Genomic DNA, 22,681 nt, shown 5'->3' on the forward strand with positions numbered 1-22,681 from the left:
GTCGGTCGCGTACGTCACCGGTCTCAGGACCGCGGACGTGCCGGTCGGGTGACGGACATCGACATTGACAGGCGAAGTCCACGTCCAGAATCTGACTGCCTGATAGCACCTGCTATCAGGCTTTCCTGCATTGGCACTTCCAGGTCGGCCGTAGAGTGCGAACGGCGCCGGTGCCGCAGCACCGTAGTCGGGCGAAGAGGGGGACCGAAATGCCCAGCACGCACGAAACCCATGCTCTCGGCCCGTCCGGGGAGACGACATGGCGCATCTCGTCAACGGAGATCGCGGCTCTCGCCCGGGTGGAGCGAGCCGTGCCTGCCAACTGGCGCCGCCGCCACGGCGACTTCCCGGAACCCATCGCCCGGGACGGCGGCCGTACCTTCTTCGACGGCCGAGAGATCGTCGATTGGCTTCTGACGACGGGCCACGGCAATGCCGACGAGAACGACCTGGGCACGGAGCTGGCACTGCACAGCCTCTCAGCCTGGACCTCGCGCATTCCCGGTCGGCAGCTGCTGGACGTACTGACTGCGCTCATGTGCCTGCGCCACCACGAGGGCGTACCACTGCTTTCGGGGGAAGACACCTCTTGGGAGTCGATCGTGGAGCGGGCTGGAATGCTGGACGAGGACGACACCTGTCTGATCAGCGAGTTGACCAACGCCGGCCCTTGGGGACCGCCGCTGTCCCGGCTCGCCGACGAACTGGTGGCGGCCGCCGCGAACACAGGCCGACGCCACGGTGGCATGCTGGCGGTTCGTCACGGGCCTGCAGCGGATGCCTTCGAATGGCTGCTCGGCGTGCGCCACAGGCTGGGGTTCCACGATTTGACCGCAGACACCCTTACCCCCGGGATGACCGAGTGCATCGCGCGGCTCACGGGGATCGATGGCACGACCGACCCGGTTATCGCCAACCCGGGTGCCCGCGGCGGAGACCTCCTCGTCGCCCTGCACTCCGCGGCCGGGCCCGATATCGTGCCAAGATTCGTTGCCTCCGACACGAACCGCTCACTGGTACGTCTCGTACGACGTCGGATGCTGGTCCGCGGCGTCCTGGGACAGGCCCTTGACGTGCAGGAAGGCGAGAGTGTCCCCGACGCGGTCGACGGACCGAACGTCGTCGCCTCCGTCCTCCCCTACCTGCCCCGCGAGGAACGGCTGCCAGAGAAAACGCTGGAGCGGATCGAGGCCCTGACCGATCTCCTTGCCGAGAGGTGCACAGCCGTCGTACTCGGTCCCGCCGACGCCTTGACGGAGCCGTTGCGTCCCCACGACTGGGCCGACCGCTTCCGCAGGGATTTTCTGACCAACGGCCTATTGAAGGCCGTGATCGCTCTGCCTGGTGGGATCATGCCGTACCGGCCGGGGTACCGCACCGCGCTCTGGGTGCTGGCTCGTACACCGGAGCAGGAGAAGCGGGGCCGAGTCCTCCTCGCCGACTTGTCGGGCCAAGAGATGACCGAGCGGACTCTCACCGGGATCACCGAGGACATCCGACGGTGGCGAGCCGGTGGCTGGGGCAAGGACGGTCTCCCCGCGCTCGACCACGGCGTGATCGTGTCCGTCGAGAGGCTCAACAGCCGTGCCGGTGCCGCGCTCACGGCCCGGACGCGCGCTACTACGGGCGCTCGGGACAGGGTCCTTCGCATGGCCGATCTGGAACTTCGGCTGAAGGAGCTCGGCGAGCGGGCCCATCGCGAGTCCGGTGCGGGTGGCCAACTGACGGCCCATGCCTCACTCCGCCCGGAGAGCAGCACCCCACCGTCCACCACCATCGCGCGGCTGCGCAAGGAGCGTCGCGTGCGTATGCTCCCGGGGCACAGGATCGCCACCGAGTACCTGCTGGACCGCGGTGACCACAACGTCCTGACCCCCGCCGAGGTCCTTGGCAGGAAACCGGTCGGCACCCACCGCATCGACCGTGCCCTGCTGATGACGGCATACCGGCACGTCGCCTTTACCGAACCCGGTGATCTTGTGATCACGGCTCAGCCAGAGTTCGGCGCGTACATCGACGCGGGCGGCTTCTCCGTCGTCGCCTATCCCGCCCGCGTGCTGAGGGTCCGGTCGGAGGCCGCGCGCCCTGTGCGGCCCCGGGTTCTGGCCGCGTTCCTGTCCATGGCAGCCGCGGAGTACCGGCGCACCCGGGGCTCCGTACACTCCGCGCTTACGCTCGAAGAGCTGGAATTTCCCGATGTCGGTCCGGTGGAAGCCGATCGTCTCGATGCCCTGCTCGAGGACATCGAACGGCGGTCATCGGTACTGCGGCAGCAGATCGGGGCTCTCGACGAGCTGGGGAGCCTCGCCACCGCCGGGATGGCCGACGGCACCCTTACCCTGCATGCCGACCAGTGATCCGCCGCTCAAGGAAGAGGAACCGCTGCCATGCCGTCGCGGATGAACCGAGCCGACGTCCGAACCGAGCTGTCCGGCGTACCGGGCTCCGGTGAGATCCAGCACGTCTTGTGGACAGCCGCGGACAAGCTGCGTGGCTCGATGGACATTGCCCGGTACAAGGAGTTCCTCCTCGGCCTGGTCTTTCTGAAGTACCTATCCGACGCCTTCGACGAGCGTCGCGCCAAGCTCGACGAGGAGCTCGCCGAGGAAGGCATGAACGCGGCACAACGGGCCGTCTTCCTGGAGGACAAGGACGAGTACATCGGCTACGGCGCCTGCTGGGTGCCGGAGTCCGCCCGCTGGAACGCCATCGCTGCCCGCACGGGGAGCGAGGACATCGGCCGGTACCTCGATGACGCGATCGACGCCGTCATGCGAGAAAACCCACCGCTCGCCGGTGTCCTGCCGAAAATTTACGGTCAGGAAGACATCGGCTGGCGTCGTCTCGCCGAGCTGGTCGCCCTCATGGACGACGCGCGGTTCACGGGCCCCGGAGGCAGGCCGGCACGGGACGTCCTGAGCGCGGTGTACGCGGACTTCCTCGACAGGTTCTCCCGGGCGGAAGGGAAACGAGGCGGTGACTTCCACCCCCCGGGGAGCGTGGCCCGGCTGCTGGTGGAGATGTTGGAGCCGTACGCGGGCCGGATCTACGACCCGGTCTGCGGCACGGCCGGGCTGCTCGTCCGGGCAGGAAATTTCTCTGCCGGACGCGAGACCACGGCACACACATACGGCTTGGCGGTGCACGGCCAAGAGCGGGATGAACGCACGTGGCGGCTGGCGAGGATGAACCTCGCGCTGCACGGTGTCGAAGGCGACCTGGCGTGGGGGGATTCCCTCGGCGAGGACCGGTACCCCGGTCTGGAAGCCGACTTCGTCCTGTCCATTCCCCCCTTCAACCTCAAGGAATGGCCACGAAACCCGGAGGACCCGCGTTGGCGGTTCGGTGTGCCGCCGCAAGCCAACGCGAACTTCGCATGGTTGCAGCACATCATCGCCAAGCTCGGAGACAAGGGCACCGCCGGCGTCGTTCTGGCCGGTGCCTCGGTCACTCGCGGCCGGGGCCGCGAAGACGAGATCCGCCGGGCGTTGGTCGAGGAAGATCTGGTGGCCTGCATGGTCGCACTACCGCCGCTCCTTTTCCGCGGCACCGGCGTTCCCGTATATCTGTGGCTCCTGGACAAGGACAAGTCCTCCCGGGGAACCAAGAACCTGGAAGACCGGCGTGGCCGCATACTGTTCATCGACGCCGGGGCCATGGGCGAGACAGCGGGCCGAGGAGAGCGCACCCTCTCCGACGGGGACCTCGCGAAGATCGTCAGCACGTATCGCGCATGGCGGGGCACGGCCTCGGCCGGGGGCAAGCGGTACAAGAACGTTGCCGGATTCTGTTTCTCTGCGGATGTGGCGGACGTCCGGCGCGAAGGCCATGTGCTGTCGCCGAATCGGTACATCGCCGAGGTCGGTGTCGAGTCGGCTGCCGAACGCATCGGGCGCCTGACGAAGGAGCTCGATGGGCTCTTCGGCTTGGCAGACGACCTGACGGAGGCGGTGCGGGCGCAGTTGCGGAGGGTCGATGGCTGACTGGAAGTTCGTCGAGTACCAGTCGCTGGCCGCGCCCGAAGACCGTTCGGCCTTCGCCATGGGCCCGTTCGGATCACGGATCACGAAGGAAGATTACGTTCGGGACGGAGTACCCGTCATCCGCGGGACGAATCTGGCACGGGGAATTCTCGACGGTGAATTCGTCTACATCACGGAGGAGAAGGCGGACGAGGTGCTGTCGGCGAACGTCTTCCCGGGAGACGTCGTGTTCACCCACCGGGGTGCCATCGGCCAGGTGTCCGTGGTACCTCGCAGGCTGGGATACAGCCGGTACGTCATCGATTCGTCCCAGCTGCGGTCCCGGCTGGATCCGGCGAGAGCACTGCCCGAGTTCTACCACTACTGGTTCCGGTCGGAGGCGGGACGGCGTTCGCTTCTGACCCACACGTCGGCTGTGGGCGGGTCGGGCATGGCCGCTCCCCTGACGTCGATCCGCACCCTTCCGGTCCCGCACCCTTCGATGGCCGAGCAGGAGGGGGTGGTCGCCGTTCTCGGCGCGTTGGACGACAAGATCGCCGCAAACAGCCGCATCCTGGCCGCCACCCGCGAGCTGGCACTGGCACATTACGACCGGGCCGTCGAGTCGGCAGACGCTGTCCGGGTCGCCGTGGGGTCCGTCACGAGTGCGCTGCACCGGGGCGTCACACACCGGTACACGGACGCCCCTGATGGGGTGTTCTTGCTTGACCAGGAGTGCGTCCGAGAAGGCCGGGTGATCACCGAGTCCGCGCGCCGGGCGCTCAGGGAGGAGGTGGACGCCGCCAGAATACTGCAGCGCCACGACGTGCTGGTCACCTCGTACGGCGCCGGCACACTCGGCCGTGTCGCCCGCTGGACCGCGGACGCGAATGCGGTGCCGGGCGCCCGTCTGCTGACGGTCCGCTTCGCGCCTGAACTGACCGACCCGCTTTGTGCGGGGTTCGCGATGCTGCGTGCACAGCCCCGCATCGAGGCCATGGCCGAGGGGACGCCCCGGCAGACCGGACTTCGGGAGACCCACCTGGCAGCCCTGGAGCTCCTCCTGCCCGCCTACGCCCACCGAGCCGCGCTACGGGCTACGCTCGAGGCGCTGGAGAACCGGGCCGACCACGGACAGGCTGAGTCGGCCACCCTGGCCGAGCTCCGCGACAGCCTTCTTCCCCAGCTGATGACGGGCCGCCTGCGCGTAAGAGACGCCGAAGCAGTCGTGGAGGACGCTACGTGACCAGCCTGCCCATCGAGGCCGAGTTGGCGCAGCTCACGGTGACCGAGCTGACGCGGCTCGGCTGGGAGGCGTGTCCCGGAAACCGGCTCGCGCCCGGGTCCGGCCACCGCCGTGACTGGGACGGTCTGATCCTCCACAACCAGCTCCGCGAGGCGATCACCCGCCTCAACCCTGGCCTGCCTCCGGAGGCGGTGAGCCAAGCCGTGTCCGTCGCGGCCGGTCCTGTATCCCATGACGCGTACACCGAAAACAGGCAGACGCACGCGTATATGACCCATGGGATTCGATCCGTCGTCTACACGGACGAGTTCGGCGCACGGCACAACCCCCCGATCCGACTGATCGATCTGAGGAACGCGGACGCCAACAGGTACATCGTGTCGACCGACACCGCACTCGCCGGCGGGGACGGGCAGCGTCGCCGCTTGGATCTCGTCCTCTACGTCAACGGGCTGCCGGTGGCCGTGATCGAGACGAAGCGGGCCCAGAACGGGGACGGGGCGCTACGAGGGGCGCACCGCACGATTCAGCGGTGTGCGGAGGACTTCCCCGCCGCTTTCCGCTACAACGCCGTCACTCTGCTCTCATCTGGGACAGAAGTCGTATACGGGACGCCCTTCACTCCGTACGAGCAATATGCTGCCTGGAACGTAGACGAGTCGGGCCGGCCGGTACGGCCGGACCAAGCCGGTGAGGGAGACGCGACAGCGGAACAGCTGGCCCTGCGCGGCCTGTTCGACCGGGCCCGACTGCTGCGCCTCGTCGATGGGTTCATCGACTTCACGTCCACCGGGAAGCGCATCGCCAGGCCGCACCAGTATTACGCAGCAACCAAGGCCGCACGAAGCGTGGTCGACGCCTACCGCACCGACGGGCGGGCAGGTGTCGTGGCGCACGCCGCCGGAAGCGGCAAGTCCTGGACCATGGTGTTGACTTCCGGCGCCATCGCTCGCGACCCGGCACTGAATTGGCCTACGCTCGTCGTTGTCACGGACAATACCGAGCGCGACCACCAACTGTTCGCGACTTTCCAGGAGCACGGGCCTCCGCTGGAGCCCCTGTACCACGCGGTCTCCCGTGAGGAATTGCGTGGGCTGCTGTCCGACATGCGTGCCGGCGGCACCGTCTTCACCACCTTGCAGAAATTCGGCCTCACCTCACGTGAGCACACGTCAGGGTCCGGACACCCCACGCTGTCCGAACGGCGGAACATCGTCGTCATCGTCGACGAAGCCCACCGATCGCACCGTTCCCTGCACGCCCGCCATCTCCGCGGGGCCCTGCCGAATGCAACCCTGCTCGCCTTCACCTCCGTACCGCTCTCGTCAGCCGACCGGATGATCCGCCAGGTGTTCGGACGCTCCATCGACACCTATGACCTCGAGCGGGCCACCTGCGATGGGGTAACGGTCCCCGTCCACTACGAGGACCGGACCCTCGAACTCGCCGGGGAATCCTGGCCGGATCTTCCAGAGTTCGACGAGGAGTCCGGACTGACTGCAGGATCCGGACGCCGTCGCACCGAGCGGACCGTCGCCGATCTGAACACCACACACGGCAGCCCGGCTCGGGTCCACGCCCTAGCCTCCGACCTGGTGGAGCACTGGGAGCAACGTCGCGCGCACATGACGCCGTTCATCGGCACACCCGGCAAGGCCATGGTCGTCTGTGCCACACGCGAGATGTGCGTGCGGATGTTCGAGGCCATCCGGGAACTACGGCCCGGGTGGGCCCATCAGGCGGTTGACCACGGCACGATGAAGATTGTCTTCTCGGGCTTGGGCATGGATCCGGATCGGCTGCGTTCCCATGCTTTGACTCCAGCGGAGCGCTCGACGGTAGTCAGACGGGCCCAGGATCCTGACGACGAGCTCGAACTGCTCATCGTGCACAGCATGCTGCTCACCGGCTTCGACGCGCCGCCGGTCCACACCATGTATCTGGACCGCTCCCTCAAGGGCAACCTGCTGATGCAGGCCATGGTTCGGGTCAACCGTCGCTTCCGCGGCAAGCCGGACGGTCTCCTCGTCGGCTACGTGCCTCTTGCCGACAACCTCCGGCAGATGCTTGCCGAACGCTCCGACACCGGCCAGGCCGTCCGATACACGGCCGCGGACATCGACAGGGCACTGGATGAGCTGCGCAAGGAGTACGACGCCTTGTGCGGCATCCTCGCGGACATCGACTGGCGCGCGCTGCTCGCAAGACCAGGTCCCCGGTCACACCTGGAAGCCGTACTAAAGACCTTGAATCATCTGCGCGACCCCCGCACTCCCGGAAACGACACTGCCGACCCGGCCCGCAATCTCGGGCGGCGCTATCGCGAGCACGCCTATCGCCTGGAGCGCTTCCATGCACTGACCTTCGCCAGCACCAAGATCGCGGAACGGTTTCCAGATGCTCCGGACTGGCGATCCGACCTGAAGTTCATGACGCAGGTCCGTACCTGGATGGCCAGATTCGACGCCGCAGACAGCGAGGCAATCGGCCCGGATGAATCCCAAGATATGGCGCACATGGTGCACCAGCTGGCGCAGACCACCGGACCGGAGGCGCCCGCCACAGGACTCCAGGCGTCCGAAACCCCGCACTTGGCCACCGAGGCCATGCGGCGGCTGGCCGAGCGGTCCGTACACGAAGTCACCCAGCACAATGTCGTACGGCGCGGCGTCCTGTCGGCACGGTTGCGGGACCTGACGAGCGAATACGAACGGCAGCGGCTCACCAGCGGGGAGATCATCGCCGAGCTGACCGAGATGGTGCACGAGATAGCCTCGGACACCCACCGCGGTGAGCGGTTCGACCCGCCGCTGAGCCAGGATGAACTCGCCTTCTACGACGCGATCTCCGGCCACGGCAAGGCCCGCAACCTCATCGGTGACGCAGCGCTTGCCGACATCGCCCGCGCGCTGGTGACGGCTGTGCGTCGGCAACTGACACCGGAGTGGGTCTCCCACGAACCGGTCCGCGCCAGACTGCGCAGCACCATCAAACGGCTACTCGCCCGGCACGGGTACCCACCCGCCGAGGTCTTGGACGCGGTCGAGCTCATCACCAAGCAGCTGGAGTATTTCGCCCGAGAGTGGACGCGAGAGGAATTCAAGGACTGACGGCTTTGACAAGCAACAGTCCACACTACGCGGCGATGACAACCTTGACACCGGACGGCGAACACGGTGGACCTCGTGCCGCAGGCAAGTGTGGTTCGAAAACCGGGTGCAGCGCATGCAGGCCGATATCCTCTTCCTCGAGCCAGGTCTACCGGCTCGTCGTCGAGCGACCGGAGCGACTGAGCCTGAAGATTCTCATGGCCTTGCTCGACATCCTTGACTGCACCATGGACGACCTCATCGAGCCCATCGCGGTGGTCGGGGCCGTGAAGAAGCCGAAGAAGGCTGCCGTCGGCGGCACGGCCGCCGACACGGAAGGACTCGGCGGGCTGCGGCCAAAGCGGGCTCGGATCAAGGGTGTTGACCGGCCGTGACCGCTACCGGCTCTGCCGACCGCTCCGTCGCGGACCCGATCGGCCTGATCACGGACCTGGTCGCGGATGCCGAGAGCGAACTCGGCTCCGAGACCATCCGGACCGTGGTCACCGCGGTCGCGGGTGGCCGCGCGAAGTCACGAAACCTGGCCAAGTTCCTGGCGACGCGACCCGCTGCCCTGACCGATGGCCGGTCCCCGGCGCCACGGGCCGTCGGCGATCTCCTCATCGCCCTTCGCAAGGCCGGCGCCTCGGCGATCTCGCCACCGGTCTGCGCGGGCTGCGGGAAGGGGCTGCGAAGCCTCCAGCGGCAGGGCCAGGACTGGTACTGCTGGGTCTGCATCAAGGAGACCAGCGAGTGCGCCGCCTGCGGCAACATCCGGCGCGTCACCTTCCGGGACCGCAAGGGCCTGCCACGCTGTTCGATGTGTCCCGACCACGATGACCGTGACCCGGCCACGGTCATCCACACGGTGATCAACACGATCGCCCCGGGCGCCGACCGCGACGTGGTCGCCGAGGCTCTGCGCCGGTCGGCACCCCACCGTCCCCACTATCGCCAGCGAGTGGTCTGGGCTCTGGAGGAGAACCCTCGTCTGCTGACCGGCGAGGCCCACCTCTCCCCGCACCGCGCCATCTTGAAGTTCATCGACCTTCTGCACGAGGCTGGTGTCGCCGGGATCGTCCGGCCGTCCTGCCCTCGGTGCCACCGGGTGGTTCGTATCGACAAGCCGCTCGACGGGCAGCGGGTCTGCCGCAACTGCATCGCCAAGTCCCGCGTCGAAGAATGCGTACGCTGCGGAGCCCGCCGCGAGCCGGCCACCCGCGACGAGCAAGGGCGACCGCTGTGTCCGAACTGCCTGGTCACCGACCCTGCTAACGCCGAGGTCTGCATCGGATGCAAGGAACGGCGGCGAGTGCACACCCGCACCGCCGAGGGCCCGCTCTGCCCCAATTGCTGCCCCCTGTCGGTCCTGGTCTGCTCCATCTGCGGCCTCACCGCTCCCGGCAACCACTCGAAGCTCACCGGCCTGCCCCGCTGTCGCGGCTGCTTCCAGCGCCAAGCCCACTGCACCACCTGCGGACGCGTCCGTGGCATCCATTCCGGCACCGCGGACGCTCCGGTCTGCGGCCCCTGCACCAAGCCGGACGCCGAGCTCTGGCACCCCTGCCCCACCTGCGGACAGGCCGAGCGGCTGCGTTCACCGGGGCCATGTCGTCGTTGCACTCTCAAGCAGCGGCTCCACGAGCTTCTCGCCGACGACTCGGGCTCCATACCCCCGAAGCTGCAGGCCCTCAACGACGCCCTGGCCGTGGTCCGCCTGGAACGGCACGTGAACGATCTCGTCACCTCCCACACCACCGCCGAGGGACGGAAAATCCTGCACCGGTACGCGACCTGGCACCTTCTGCGACGGCTCCGCCGACGCAGCCGCGGCAACGACATCACGCACACCCAGCTCACCGTCGTCCGCCAGCATCTGCGGGCAGCCGTCCATCTCCTCAACTGGCTCGAGGCCCAGGGCTTGACCCTTGCGACCTGCCGTCAGGCCGACCTTGAACGCTGGATGACCAGCGACGACGTCCGCCACCGCAGGGAGGCGGGCCACTTCGTGCGCTGGGCTCTCGCCCAGAAGATCGCCCGCGATCTCAGCTTCCCGGCCGTCCGATGGAACGGCCCATCTCAGGCGATGGACGACGAGGCCCGCTGGGCCACCGCCCGCCGTCTGCTGCACGACGACACCCTCAAGTCCGAAAACCGCCTCGCCGGCCTGCTATTGCTCCCCTATGCCCAGTGGCCCGCGGCGATCTCCCGGCTCACCGTCGACCACATCGAGGAGACCGACGGAGCAGTCCGCCTCCGCCTCGGCGCCGTCCCCGTCGACTTGCCCGGTCCTGTCGCTGAGCTCGCCCTTCAGCAGGTTGCGGTTCGCCGGAGCCATGCCGTCCTCGCCCGGACAGACTCCCCCTGGCTCTTCCCCGGCGGCCAGCCTGGCCGCCCGATCAGCGTCTGGGCCATGGGCGAACGACTCCGCAAACTCGGCATCCGGCTCGCCGAGACCCGGTCGACCGCCCTGTTCCAGCTCGCCACCGAGCTGCCCGCCGCGGTCCTCGCCCGCACCCTCGGCATCGACATCACCGTCGCCGTCAAATGGCAGCGAGCCGCCGCCGGGGACTGGGGCGCCTACGCGGCCGAGGTCAGCCGCCGGAACAACTCCTGAGATCCGTCCCCCTGATCAGCTCCCGCCGACGAACCCGCTCTGGACGAAACCAAGGTCGACGGGCGTCGCCGGTGCACCGACTTTCCGCACGTCGGCGAGCAGTTCGGGCAGCTGCGGCGGCCACAACGGCTCACGACCACCAGACAGATCAGCTGGCGACCACCATCGCCACCGCAGGATCTTGTCTGCGGCATGCGAAGCAACAAGGTCGCCGACTGGATCCCGGCGGGGACCATGCGCGAGGAAGATGTGCTCGTGCTGGCGAACCGGCACTCCGGCCCTGGTGAAGTCGTGTTCCCACAGGCACAGCAGGGTGTCGTCGATCTCGATGTCAGCCCATCCGGTCTCCTCCCACAACTCGCGCTCAGCGGCCTGCAGCGGCGATTCGCCCGGATCCAGCCCGCCGCCAGGCATCGCCCAGTGAACGCCAACTTCCTCGTTGTCATACCGGAACATGAAGACCGACCCCGCCGGGTCCAGGACCGCGACTCTGGCTGCTCGTCTGGGTATCCGCATCGGGCCAGCCTGCCAGTGCCGAACACCTCTGTCGATCATGCCTGCGGCTGGGCATTCGGAGAGTTCCAATACCCGAGCACACCATTACCCTGCAGCCGGACGCTCACAAGGCAATCCTGGGAGCCTGGGAGCGAATGGAAGCCCCGCTCACTGTAGCTGCATGAACGTTCCTCCACCCCTGTCCGTGCAGGACGGGGGTGGAGGCGTTTGAAAGCAGGCCACGCCCGCCTCACGGCGTGCTGCAAATGCCGTGGTGAGCGGAAAGTTCCCGATGCCGGGCTACGCGCGTAGTCATCTATGCTCGCCCCCAGTTGGAATGATCAGTTCGCTTCAGGGGCGGGGAGCCGCATGGCCGATGAGATCAAGTATGAGTACAAGGTCGTGCAGACGGTTCGGGGCACCGACGGTTTGGTCATCTCGAAGATGCAGAAGGACGGCTGGGAGCTCGTGGAACAGCTCCCAGGCAGACTTCGCACCACCCTCAACTTTCGTCGGCCGAAGAGGCCACTACCGTGGCGTCTGATCGGGGCGGGGGCTGCCGTCCTCGTGGTTTTGGCCGCCATCATCGTCACTGGCGTTGCGGTCGGCGACGGACGCGAGGAGAAGGGCGCGTCAGCCAGTTCGACGGCCATCGGTGAGAAGCCTTCCGCTACGCCCCTCGCAGATGGGCCGACTGCCGCTGGGGTGATCACGGCGCAAAACAATCGCGAGTTCGCAGCGTTGTTGAAGGCGGACCCGTGCAGTGAAGCGAACGTGGACTTCGCAAGCAAACACGAGGGGCAGACGATCGCCTTCGACGGGGCAATCAGGCACATGGCGTCCTATGGGGATGATCAGACCCGCTACGACTTCCTTCTCGGCCCAGGCGACAAGGGACCGCAGACGACGGACGGCCCAAACTTCAAGTACGAGGACGTCAACATCGGCGACCTGCACCTGACTGGTCAACAGGTCCCTGCTTCCGTTGCAGTTGGCGACACGTTCCGCTTCGTCGCGAAGGTGATCGAGTTCAACACGGTCCAGTGCGTCTTCCGCCTCGCCCCGGTCTCGACGGAGGCCCGTTACTGAGGTTGAACTCGTGATGTCGTGGGGTTGCTCAGGCGGGTCTGATGGTCAGGCCGGTCTCGGCGAGGCAGCCGTCTATGAGGTCGCTGCGGTACTGGATGTGCCGTAGGCCGCGTCGGATGCGCTGGACGAGGTGTTCGGGGGTGGAGAAGGCGACGTTGGAGAGCCAGCCGCGTCGCAGAAGGGACCAGATCCCTTCGACGGGGTTGAGGTCGGGTGCGTAGGACGGCAAGTAGTAGATGGTCAGCCAGTCCCGGGTTGCCGCCCACGCGCGCAGGTCGGCGGCCTTGTGCACGTTGAGGTTGTCCCAGACGAGCACGATCGGGCCGCCGAGCTGCAGGTGGGCGGCGGTCAGCAGGTCCCGGTAGTCGCGCCAGGAGAAGCTCTTGCGCCCGTCGCGTCGGCCGTCGTCCCGGCGCGGCCGGTAGATCAGCCGAGACCGGTGGCCGGGTTTGCAGCAGGTCAGCGCCGCGATGGATATCCGTCTGCGGGACCGGCCGCGGACCCTCACCACCGGGGTCCGCCCGCGCTGCGACCAGGTCTTCACCTGCGGCGGCGTCATGGAGAATCCGGCTTCGTCCTCGAAGACGAGCCAGGCTCCACTCACCGCCGCGAGTCTTCCGCGCAGGGCCACACCTCCTTGACCCACCCGGCAACCACTTCGTCGTCCCGCTCCACCGCCCGCCGGGCCGGCACCTGGCACAACCAGCCATTACGCACCAGGAGCTTGCGCACACCCTGGATCGTGTAGGTCAGATGGAAACGCCGGCCGATCACCGTCTTGACCCGCGCCAGCGTCCACCGCTGGTCCTCCCAGCCGTGCGCGGCCGGCCCCTTCGCCAGCTCCGCCTCCAACTGAGCGAACTGCTTCTCGCTCAGCCTCGGAAGCAACGCAGGTCCCTGCGACCGCAGGGCACGCGGACCGCCTTCGTCCCACGCCTGCCGCCACCTCTGCACCGAGCGGACACTGACCCGCAGGTCCTTGGCGATCACCGAGCTCGCCTCGCCCTGGGCGAACCTCTCGGCAGCCTTCAGCCGTAACTCCTCGCGGAACTGCTGCCGTTCGGTGGTCAGCCCGCCTCCTTGTGGATACCGCATGCCCCGGTGATACCGCAGCAGACGGCCAGCCGTCAGCCCCTACGACTTCACGAGTTCAACCTCAGTAGTCGCAAAGTTCGGCGCGTACAAGCATACGAAACAGCGCCCGTCTCCCGAATCGGCTCGGGAGACGGGCGCTGTTTTCGTTGCCTGTCTCCGTATCAAGCAACGAGGAACCGCACTGTGAGCGGCGCCCCCTTCCACACCGACCTGCCACGCAACCCGAAGGAATCCATAACGTTCATGCTGGTCATCGCCGTGATCTCGGTGAACACCATCCCGGTGGTGATCGGCGGCCTGACCTCCGGCTTCACCCTGGCGATGTGGACCGGTCTACTGCAGGTGATGCCGGCCCTGCTGGTCGCGGTCGTGGCCGTCGTCCTGCTGACGATGAAGCCCGCCCAACCGCTCACCTCACGACTCGTGCGCCCGGGCGACAGCTTCCGCGCCCACATGGTCTTGCACGCCCTGTGCAGCGTGCTGTTGATCTCCCTCCTGATGACGGTGGTCGGCACGTGGACCGGTGCGCGGCAGATCTCCACCGAGCCCCTGGAGCAGTTCGCACACCTGTGGCCGCGGAACTGCACCATCGCGTTCCTCATCGAGGCGCTGCTCGCCTAGCCGGCCGCCCGGCAGGTCATGCGCCTTCATCACCGGCGCGTCGACGCCCGCGCCACGCTCATAGCGGCTTGACAGCCGCAGCCGGCACCCCGCATGAGAGGTTGTGTCGGCCGAAGAGGCCCACACCGACGTGGCTCTTCCGGGAACGAAGGCGAGCGATGACGGCCGCGGCACTCCGGCCCGAGCCGGCAAGCCCGCCCTCGCGGCAGTCACCGCAGCAGGAGGTCACGATCCGCCGGTAGTCCGGGCGCACCGGGCTCCGGAAAGGCGAACTCCTCGTGCTGCACTGGGAAGACCTCGACCTCGACGGCGGCACCGCCAGCATCCACCGCTCCCTCCAGCGCACCCCTACCGGCGGCCTGACCATCCTGCACACCAAGACCCGCGCCTCCGAACGCCGCATCGCCCTCCCCACCGAATGCGTCAACTTACTCAAGAGTCACCAGGAACGACAGCAGGAAGAACATGGAGCAGCCGGAACGGGCTGGACGGACGACGGGCTCGTCTTCACCACTCCCACCGGTAGACCTCTCGATCCCACCAAACTCACCCCCGGCTTCCGCCGACTCCTCTACCGTGCCGGACTCCGGACGATCCGCTTCCACAACCTCCGGCACTCCACCGCCACCCTCCTCCTCGAACAGGGCATCGACCTCGTCGTCATCAAGGAACTTCTCGGCCACGCCCACATTGGCGTCACCGCCGGCGTCTATGCCCACGTCCGCCTCCGCCTCCAGCGCCAGGCCATCAACACCCTCGGCGACGCCCTCAGCGCCACCGGCGACGACCCCGACGACCCTCCCACCGCGGCTGCCGTCCGCTAACGCTGCCGTCAGCGTTGCCGTCAACCAACCCAGAAGGGTCTGCCGGAAATATTTCCGGCAGACCCTTCTTAATTCAGAGTTCTGCGATTACTGATCTCGTCGATGCGCGAATTATCCCGATTCTGCACACCCCAGCAGCGCACGAATTCCATCTCTGGACGACAGCCTCCCCAAGCGTTTACCAAGAAGCCGCCACCCCAATCGCCGCTACCCTCAAATCTGCCCGCAGATCAGGAGAGTCCACTACTTCTTCGAGACCATTGAAATTCCACCCATCGCAAGGGAGAACATTCGGGCCAGAGCGTTCCGGACATCCGGGTCTCGATCAAGCCGCTCCAACGATTCGTACCTCGCCGGATCAAGATCGATGGTGACAACTCCACCCGCATCTCCGTCATCCACGGTCGAGAACAGGAGAAGGCATCGGTAGGCCCGCACAACCCCCCCTCTCTCTTCACGCATCAGCGACTGGAGGATGACGCTTCTTTCCTTGACCTGGCTGCGGAGTGCATCCACCGAGGTCCACCGAGTCGCCCAGCCTCGTTCCTCCGCCTCCAGTTGGATTTCGAGCAGCACATCGAAGCTGATCTGACACACACGGAAGTCGGAGTCAGTCGCACGAATCACAGACATCGAAGCATCAGTCCTCACCCAAAACGTCGATACGGATTGGCGTGTCTGGGTCGATACGCCCGTCCTGGATTCTCCTTTGGAGCTCATCCCAGCGATGATGCCCTCCAAGAATGGTCCCCCCGCGCGAGACGGCTATCCCATCCCCTTCCGCAGCCTTATTGATCGAGTCCAGAAGCTCCTGGTCGCTCAATTCCTCGTGATACCACTGCGATGCAGGATCCCGAGTCGACTGGCCCGGCTTGTATTTCTGGGCGACATCACCAGCCGTCTCTTGACGTGTCGCCCATCCGCACCCTCCAGAATTGTGAACCAGGACCGGCGTGGCCCCCGCCAGCACATAGTACGTGTGGAGGTCGTCTACGGTGAGGTTGTAGGTGCGGGCATGCTTCGTGAACGGCTTGTTCCCCGTGACGATGACCGTTTCGCCGTCATCGGTCAGCAGTGTCATACCTGCTGCCAGTTCGCCTGCAGGGATCCAGCGCTTCTCGGAAGGTGCCCAGAAGGGGTGCTCGTGTGTCGCCGTGAGCTCGTCGATGCCGTCTTCGGTTGCGATGGACAGCGTGTTGAAGTGCTTGTCGGCTTCGGTTCGAATGAGGCTGGTTACCTCACGTGACCCTTGCTCACCGGTTTCCGGGTCTGTTGCCAGTACCTTGTCACCGAGCGCGATGTCCTCAATGTTCTTGGTGGTGCCGTCTGCCATGAGGACGTCGGTGCCGGCGAGGAAACATTTGCAACCCGATCCTCCCTTCTTGGAGCCCTTCCCGGCGCTCGCAGCACCCTTCAAGACATCCTTGGAGAACTTCTTTATGGCGCCGACCACGCTGAACGCGGAAACGAGGTCCACGAGACTGTCGCCTGCGTCGTACGCCTTGTTGTCCTTCTTCAGGCCGTTCTCTTCGACCAGCTTCGCCAGGTCGTCTTGGTTGGGGGTGCAGCCTCGGTCGGTCCACTGGCACCAGGGGACGACGGCCATGTAGGCGACATCTGCGGTGCCGAAGACACCCTCGGCGACACTCACCGCTCCCCCGAGGAAAAAATCCTTGAAAGAGCCCTGGGCGCGCGGGTCCACGGGTTCGTTACTCATGCACTCTGGCCTCATGGCGGGATAGCCACTGCCGCAGGCGCTTCCTCCCCCGAGTCCGCCGCCACCGTTGCTGGAGTTGCCGCTGAGGTAGTCGCTGCCGCCGTAGTTGCCGCTGCCCATGGTGGTCATGCCGCCACCAGCACCGCTACCACCGCTACTGCCGCTGGCTCGGTTGATATAGGCAGTCACAATCTTGATGACCGCCTTGACCAACTTGATCAGGGAGAACCAGAACTTGCCGTCCGGGTCGGCGAAGGTGACGGGGTTGTTGTTGCTGTAGGCGTAGCCGTTGATCTGCTGCGGATCCGTCAGGTCGCCGACGGGATCGACGCTGATGAAGCGGCCGGTGGCCGTGTCGTAGTCGCGGGCACCGAGGTGCGTGAACCCGGTGGGGTCTTCGGTACCGCCGACAAAACCCTTCTCGCCTTGCCAAGCGGCGGGCTTGGTGCCGCGTTGTTCCCCGAACGGCTGGCTGTGGCGCCGTGTGAGGGCCTGACCGGCGGCGTTGACCTGGAGGCTGGCTGTGCCGTTCTGGTCGGTACACATCCAGGTCAGTGCACTGGGAGTGCGCATGGCGACGGTCTTGCCGGCGTGGCTGTAGTAGCGGGTGGCTTCGACCTTGCCGCTGGCCTTGTCAAGGCGGAGTTCGGTTTCGCCGAGGTAGAGAGTGGTGCCGGTGGTATCGCGCCGGATGAGGCGGTTGCCGTCGGCGTCGTTGAGGAAGGAGGTGGTGGCGTTGTTCGCCTCCGTCACCTTGCTGAGGCTTCCTTCGACGTCCCACTCAAGGCTCTGCGTCGTGCCGTTGAGGTTGCGGGTCGCTGTGTTGCCACTCTCGTCGTAGGTATAGGTGTCGGCTGTCTTCGTCCCGCCGGCCAGCTCGGTGACCGTGCCGGCAAGGGCGTGCGGGCGGGGCTGGTCGGTCGTCTTGTAGGTATAGGTGGTGGTGGCCGGTCCGCCGTCGGCCAGGTGGTCGATGGCGGTCTTGCGGTTGCCGGCCGTGTCGTAGGTGAAGCTCTGCCAGTACGGAGCGCGGCCACCCACACTGCTGGTGCTCGGGGTGGTGGCGCAGTCGGTGGTGACGGTCCAGGCGGCCTTCAGGCGACGGTGCCCGTCATAGCTGAAGCACTGCTTGTCGCCCGGGATGGTGGAACGGTCATCTATCTCGAGAGGGTTGCCCGCTTTGTCGTAGCGGTAGTAGATGTCGGCGTCGGTCCCGGTGTGCGTCTCGGACTTCACCGTCTGGCGTGCCAGGCGCTTGGTGCCGTCCTCGTACGAGTAGTTGACCTCGGTCCAGTCAGCGCTGGAGGACACCCCGAGAGTGGTACGGATCTGCTCGCCTGCCGGCAGGTAGTCCGTGTTCTGCACCAGGCCGGTCAGGCCCTGCAGTGTGTCGGGCAGCCGGGTCGAGGTGTAACCGTAGGTCAGGGTTTCGGCGGCGAGTCCTCCCATGGCGGGGATGGTGCGCTTTTGAAGCGTGCCGTCGAGGTTGTAGACGTTGGTGATGGTGTACGTGCCAGTGCCGGCGAGAGCGCCTTCCTTGGTGCTGACCGTGTACTGCTCCTTGAGGGGCCGGTACACCTTGTCGTAAGAGGCGTTGGTCGTGGCGTAGACATCCCCCGTCTTGCCGCCAACGTAGCGGACGGACGAGGTGGGCCGCCCCTTGGCGATGGTGTCGTAGGTCCAGCGAGCCAGGTACTTCCCGTCGGCCGGCGTGGGCACGCCATTGACGACAGGGACGGCTCCGTCAACCCGCGCGGTCTGACGTCCGATCAGGTCATAGGTATAGCCGAGCGTCTTTCCTCGAGCATCGGTGGCCTCGATGACCTGGTCGAGGTCGTTGTACTTGATGGAGCTCGAGCCGGAGTCGGGGTCTTTCGCGGAGGTCTGGCGACCGAGCAGGTCGTAGCCGTAGCTCCACGTGTTGCCGTCGTCGTCCTTGACGGTCTTGAGCCGGTCGGCGTGGTCGTAGGTGTAGTTGAGCGTGGTGAAGGTGGCGGTGGCGGTGTTGCCGTCGTACTCGCGCTTCTCCACCAGGCGGCCGCGGGCATCGACCTCCTCGCGTACGGCCGATGCTCCCACGGGAGGCTCGACCGTGGTGGCGTTGCCATCGTAGGTGTGGGTGGTGCGAGAGAACTCCTGCCCCTTGACGAGGATCTTCTCCACCGTGGGACGGCCTGCGCCGTCATAGGTGGTCACGGTGCCGGCGGGAGCTGCGGTCGTGGGATTGGCCAGCACGCCCGTCGGCGCGGTGGTGTCGATGAAGTCCGCGGAGGTCTCCGCCTCGAGACCACGGGTGTCGTACTTGGTTTCGGTGATCACACGGCCGGTGCCGGTGGCCGCCGGGGTCTGAGTCTGTCGTGGCCGCAGTAGCGCGTCGTAGATGGCGTACTGGGTGAGGTAGGTGCTGCCGTCGTTGTTGAGGGATTTGGTGGCTACCCACGATGCCGCCGTGGCCTGCACCTTGTACTCGAACTTCTGGCTGGCCGCGTGGCCGGCCGAACGGTCACGGTCTGCGAGCCACACGTCGGTGAGGCGGCCCATCGCGTCGTAGGCCATCTCCGTGCGGTTGCCGTTGGGGTCGATGCTGGCGGTGTTGACCCCCCAATCCGGTGCGATCTCGGTAGTGACCGTGTGGCCGAGTGCGTTGCTCTCCACTGTCTTGGTCAGCGGGCCGGCGCCTGCCGGGGTGAATTCGGCGTGCTTGGTCTTGGTACCGGTGGTGTCCCAGGTGTCGGTGGCCCGGCCCAGGGCATCGAAGGCCGCGGTGCCGACGGTCTGGTAGCGCGGGGTGCCATCGGCTGCGTAGCCGGTGGCCCGCTCGACTCGGGTGAGGTCCCCCTTGGTGGGTGCGGTGCCGTAGGCCTGCCCGTCGTAGGAGTGCCTGACATCGGAGATGACATCGGTGGTGTCCGGGTCGTTGGTCCGGTTCGGCGTTACCGCACACCCCGTGGAGACCTTCTCCACACGCTTGGGGTAGCTGAGCATCCAGGTGGCTGTGTTGGTGGCGTACTCGGTGCGGGTGCAGTCCTTGGTGCCTGCCGCGTCGGTCTCCACGGTCAGCGGCTGGCCGGTGGCCTCGTCGTACGTGGTGGTCGTGGTGGAGGTGAGCTCGCTGCCGCTGTTCAGACGGGTGCGCTTGACCTCACTTCCGGTGCGGACGATGTAGCCGTTGACGGTGCCGTAGGAGTGGGTGTCGGTGGAGGTCTTCTTCGACCACGGGGTGGTGACCGTCGCGGTCACTTCGGCACCGGACGCGCCGTTGTAGGTGATCTGCTCGCGGACCTGGCCGGCGTACTGCTCGGAGTCGGTCTTGGCCACACCCTTGGAGTCGGTGATGGACTCGCTGCGGGTGGTTCCGTCCGCCTGCTTGTCACCGTCCATGCCGCGGTAGTACAGCGCGGTGGTCTTCGACCGGGTGCCCGTGGCTTCACCGATGGTGGTGGTCACCTTGTTGTAGCCGCGCCAGATGCCCCAGGTGCGGTACTTGGCCTGCGTGATGGGTGACTGGTCGTCGTAGGCCCAGGCACCTCCGCCGCTGTAGGTGTAGTCAGTCTGCTTCAGCGGTGCGCCACCGGTCGGGTCGGATTCGGTGACCTGGGTGACGACGTACTTGTGGAAGAAGTCGGTACGCGGCTGCGGATCGGTGCCCGGCGTCGGGTTGGACGGCGGGATCCACTTGACCGGATAGCAGCGCTTGGTGTTCTTGTCGAGCGCGGTCGGGATGTTGGTGTCGGCTATGCACTCCGGGTCGGAGTAGTTGGCCGTGAGGACCGAACCCGTCTCCGAAATGATCGAGCGTACTCGCCACTTGATGTAGGGCGGGACGTCGTCGCCGGTCTTGTCGACGCGGTTGTGCAGCTGGATGCCGGTGAACTTCACCGCGGGCATGGTGATGGGGGTGCCGGACTTGCCTGTGTGCTGGATGGACTTCAGCCACAGGCCGGGAGCGGAGCCGTCGCCGGGGTCGGGGAAGGAGTGCTCCAGGTGCCAGTTGTTGACGTCGCGGTAGTCGGTGTCCGCGCCGGTGCCGGTTCCCTTGTAGACCTGGGTGGTGACGTCGGTGAGCCGCTTGCGGGTGAAGAAGGACGGGGCGGGCTGGTCGGTGCAGGGCTTGCCGGAAGCACAGATCTGGTCGAACGGCACGTCCGGCCAGGCGGCCTTGTTCGTGTCGGTCAGGTTGGCGCAGGTCTCGCCGCCCGAGACGGGGATGCAGCGCTCGGCGACGGTGAACTTCACGCGGGCAGCGGCGGGTTGGGTGGTCGAGAAGATGGTGTCGGTGCGCTGACCGTAGTCGATGCGCTCCAGGTAGCCGCCGCGTGTGTAGGCGCTTCCGTTGTCGGTGGTGCCGTTCTTGGCGTAGTAGTTGGTCTCTTTGTCGTACCAGTAGCTGGTGACATTGCCGTGCGGGTCCACGACGTAGTCGAGGTTCCAGCGCCAGGCCTGGGTCTTGGCCCGGTCGGCGAAGGTGCTGCCGTCAGAGTAGCCGGGCTCGCCGGAGTCGTCGCCGAAGACCGGTACGGTCCACACCGATTCGGTCTCGGGGTTGCCGCTCGTCCAGCCGGGAAGCCGGTTCTTGCCGAATACGTACTGCGTGCCGTTCGTGGCGGTGACGGTCCAGTACTCGCCGTTGTCGTCGCCGTTGACAGCGCCGGTTCCCAGCGTGACCTTCTCGCCGTCGTCGCTCTTCAGGTGCCAGCCCTTGGCGTCCTTGATCAGCGGGCTGGACTTGCCGTTGAGGACGACGGAAGCGTTGTCCTCCTTCCAGCACTGGTCGTACTTCTCGTCCTGTCCGTCGTCCTCGCAAGAGCCGTAGGACCGCTCGATGTAGGAGCCGGGCAGGTCGAAGCCCTCGCCGACCCAGGAAGGCTGAGCGGAGGTGGTGGAGGTGCGGCCATCGACGCTCTGCGCCGAATAGCCGATGGACAGCGACGGTGCGCTGCCTGCCGGTGCGGGCACCGTTCCCAGCGGGTAGTTCCAGGTGAAGTCACCGTTCGAGCCACCGCCGGCCCAGGTAGCGGACGCAGAGAGCGGGGTCGCCTCGTAGGAGCCCTGGTCGGATCCCGCACCAGCGGACAGGGCCAGCACCGTCATGGTGCCGGCGGCGTTCTTGGCCCGCGTGGTGGTGACCTGGGCGGTCAGAGTGTCCTGCTGGGCGTTGTTGTCGGTGGCCAGCACCTTGGTGGTGCGGCAGGCCGCCTTGCCCGGGGTCGTCAGGGCACACGCGGGCAGTTGGACGGCGCGCAGACGGCCGGACCAGTTGCCGCCGTAGGCACCGGCGAATCGGCTGTAGTCGACCGTGAGCGATAGCGAGGCGGGGTCGGTTTTCCCATCGGTGCGCTGCACCGTCAGCAACACGCCGTCCAGGCCCAGTTGCTGAGCTCTTTCGCGGTCAAGGACGGTCACCTTGGCCTGCTCAGCAGCCGGGGCGGCACTCTTCCTACCGGCAGCGGACTTCGGCTTCGCAGGGGCGCCGAGGGCGACCGGCAGCTTGCCCGCCTTCCCAGGCTCGCTCTTGGCAGTGGGTACGTCCAGCGTTACCGACCCGGACGTGGGCCATTTCGGAGCGTCGGTCGCCCGATCGCGAGTCTTCTGCGCGGCCTTGATCGTCGGATCGTCGATCCTTTTGAACTTGGCCTTGAACGGCGCCGACTTGCCGTACTCCGGCGCTGCCAGCTCGCTGTGCGGCCGGCTGGTGTCCTTAGGCGGAGTCGCGCCGAGCAATGTGGCCATCACAGCGCCGGCGACCGGCAGGCTGACCATGGTCAGCCTGCGCCGCCCGGCGCGCTGCCAAGACCACGCGTGCAGTTGGAATCTGCGGCGTTTCACGGGTGGATTTCCTCATGTCGATAGGCGGTGCGCCGGATGCCTAAGTGCAATGAGCCGGCGCACCGCAGTCGGTGTGATGCGAGAAGGTTCTGGCGGGCTG

At 66.6% G+C, this 22,681-nt stretch carries 13 protein-coding genes and 1 pseudogene; 9 read left to right on the plus strand and 5 right to left on the minus strand.

From position 1 onward, the window contains the following. Positions 1-209: 209 nt before the first annotated feature. Genes HB370_RS06455 through HB370_RS06480 form a run of 6 tightly spaced genes read left to right on the plus strand, consistent with a single transcriptional unit; the run spans position 210 to position 10,914 of the window. A complete protein-coding gene (locus HB370_RS06455; RefSeq protein WP_030775645.1) occupies positions 210-2,357 on the plus strand; it encodes a hypothetical protein in 2,148 nt (715 codons plus the stop codon). Positions 2,358-2,387: 30 nt separating this feature from the next. Continuing rightward, positions 2,388-3,983 carry a class I SAM-dependent DNA methyltransferase gene (locus HB370_RS06460; RefSeq protein ID WP_030775642.1) on the plus strand — a complete coding sequence of 532 codons (1,596 nt, stop codon included), beginning with the start codon at positions 2,388-2,390 and terminating at the stop codon, positions 3,981-3,983. Continuing rightward, positions 3,976-5,208: a hypothetical protein gene (locus HB370_RS06465; protein ID WP_051815215.1), complete on the plus strand. Its 1,233-nt coding sequence runs from the start codon at positions 3,976-3,978 to the stop codon at positions 5,206-5,208. Before HB370_RS06460 ends, HB370_RS06465 begins: the two co-directional genes overlap by 8 nt. Beyond that, positions 5,205-8,318 carry an HsdR family type I site-specific deoxyribonuclease gene (locus HB370_RS06470; RefSeq protein ID WP_030775638.1) on the plus strand — a complete coding sequence of 1,038 codons (3,114 nt, stop codon included), beginning with the start codon at positions 5,205-5,207 and terminating at the stop codon, positions 8,316-8,318. The genes HB370_RS06465 and HB370_RS06470 overlap by 4 nt, the downstream gene beginning before the upstream one ends. Positions 8,319-8,353: 35 nt before the next feature. Beyond that, positions 8,354-8,692 (plus strand): helix-turn-helix transcriptional regulator, encoded by a 339-nt coding sequence (locus HB370_RS06475; RefSeq protein WP_078637287.1) that lies wholly within the window; start codon positions 8,354-8,356, stop codon positions 8,690-8,692. Then, complete coding sequence (locus tag HB370_RS06480) at positions 8,689-10,914, plus strand: hypothetical protein (RefSeq protein ID WP_030775633.1); 2,226 nt, start codon at positions 8,689-8,691, stop codon at positions 10,912-10,914. The genes HB370_RS06475 and HB370_RS06480 overlap by 4 nt, the downstream gene beginning before the upstream one ends. A 15-nt stretch (positions 10,915-10,929) precedes the next feature. On the opposite strand, the gene HB370_RS06485 is transcribed toward HB370_RS06480, so the two are convergent. Next, positions 10,930-11,469: an NUDIX domain-containing protein gene (locus HB370_RS06485; RefSeq protein WP_348273527.1), complete on the minus strand. Its 540-nt coding sequence runs from the start codon at positions 11,467-11,469 to the stop codon at positions 10,930-10,932. Positions 11,470-11,778: 309 nt separating this feature from the next. Here HB370_RS06485 and HB370_RS06490 point away from each other — a divergent pair, with 309 nt between their 5' ends. Further along, positions 11,779-12,498 carry a DUF4839 domain-containing protein gene (locus HB370_RS06490; protein WP_030775627.1) on the plus strand — a complete coding sequence of 240 codons (720 nt, stop codon included), beginning with the start codon at positions 11,779-11,781 and terminating at the stop codon, positions 12,496-12,498. A 28-nt stretch (positions 12,499-12,526) separates the two neighbouring features. Here the strand turns inward: HB370_RS06490 and HB370_RS06495 are convergent, their stop codons facing one another. After that, the gene (locus HB370_RS06495; RefSeq protein WP_037700139.1) at positions 12,527-13,057 is read right to left on the minus strand and encodes a transposase; all 531 of its coding nucleotides are present in this window, start codon (positions 13,055-13,057) and stop codon (positions 12,527-12,529) included. Positions 13,058-13,098: 41 nt separating this feature from the next. Continuing rightward, positions 13,099-13,593: a winged helix-turn-helix domain-containing protein gene (locus HB370_RS06500; RefSeq protein WP_030775621.1), complete on the minus strand. Its 495-nt coding sequence runs from the start codon at positions 13,591-13,593 to the stop codon at positions 13,099-13,101. A gap of 183 nt (positions 13,594-13,776) precedes the next feature. On the opposite strand from HB370_RS06500, the gene HB370_RS06505 reads away from it, so the two are divergent. Together HB370_RS06505 and HB370_RS06510 are read left to right on the plus strand one after the other, a co-directional pair. Further along, positions 13,777-14,214: a hypothetical protein gene (locus tag HB370_RS06505; RefSeq protein WP_037700137.1), complete on the plus strand. Its 438-nt coding sequence runs from the start codon at positions 13,777-13,779 to the stop codon at positions 14,212-14,214. Between the two features lie 248 nt (positions 14,215-14,462). Further along, positions 14,463-15,038 (plus strand): annotated as a pseudogene (locus HB370_RS06510) (site-specific integrase); the annotation flags it as partial. Between the two features lie 243 nt (positions 15,039-15,281). Here HB370_RS06510 and HB370_RS06515 read toward each other — a convergent pair. Both HB370_RS06515 and HB370_RS06520 read right to left on the minus strand, forming a co-directional pair. Beyond that, positions 15,282-15,671 carry a hypothetical protein gene (locus HB370_RS06515; RefSeq protein ID WP_030775614.1) on the minus strand — a complete coding sequence of 130 codons (390 nt, stop codon included), beginning with the start codon at positions 15,669-15,671 and terminating at the stop codon, positions 15,282-15,284. Between the two features lie 7 nt (positions 15,672-15,678). After that, positions 15,679-22,581, minus strand: coding sequence for a polymorphic toxin-type HINT domain-containing protein (locus tag HB370_RS06520; RefSeq protein ID WP_244405445.1), 6,903 nt, complete (start codon positions 22,579-22,581; stop codon positions 15,679-15,681). Positions 22,582-22,681 lie beyond the last annotated feature (100 nt).

The sequence above is a fragment of the Streptomyces sp. DSM 40868 genome (assembly GCF_011820545.1).
Classification (GTDB): Bacteria; Actinomycetota; Actinomycetes; order Streptomycetales; family Streptomycetaceae; genus Streptomyces; species Streptomyces eurythermus.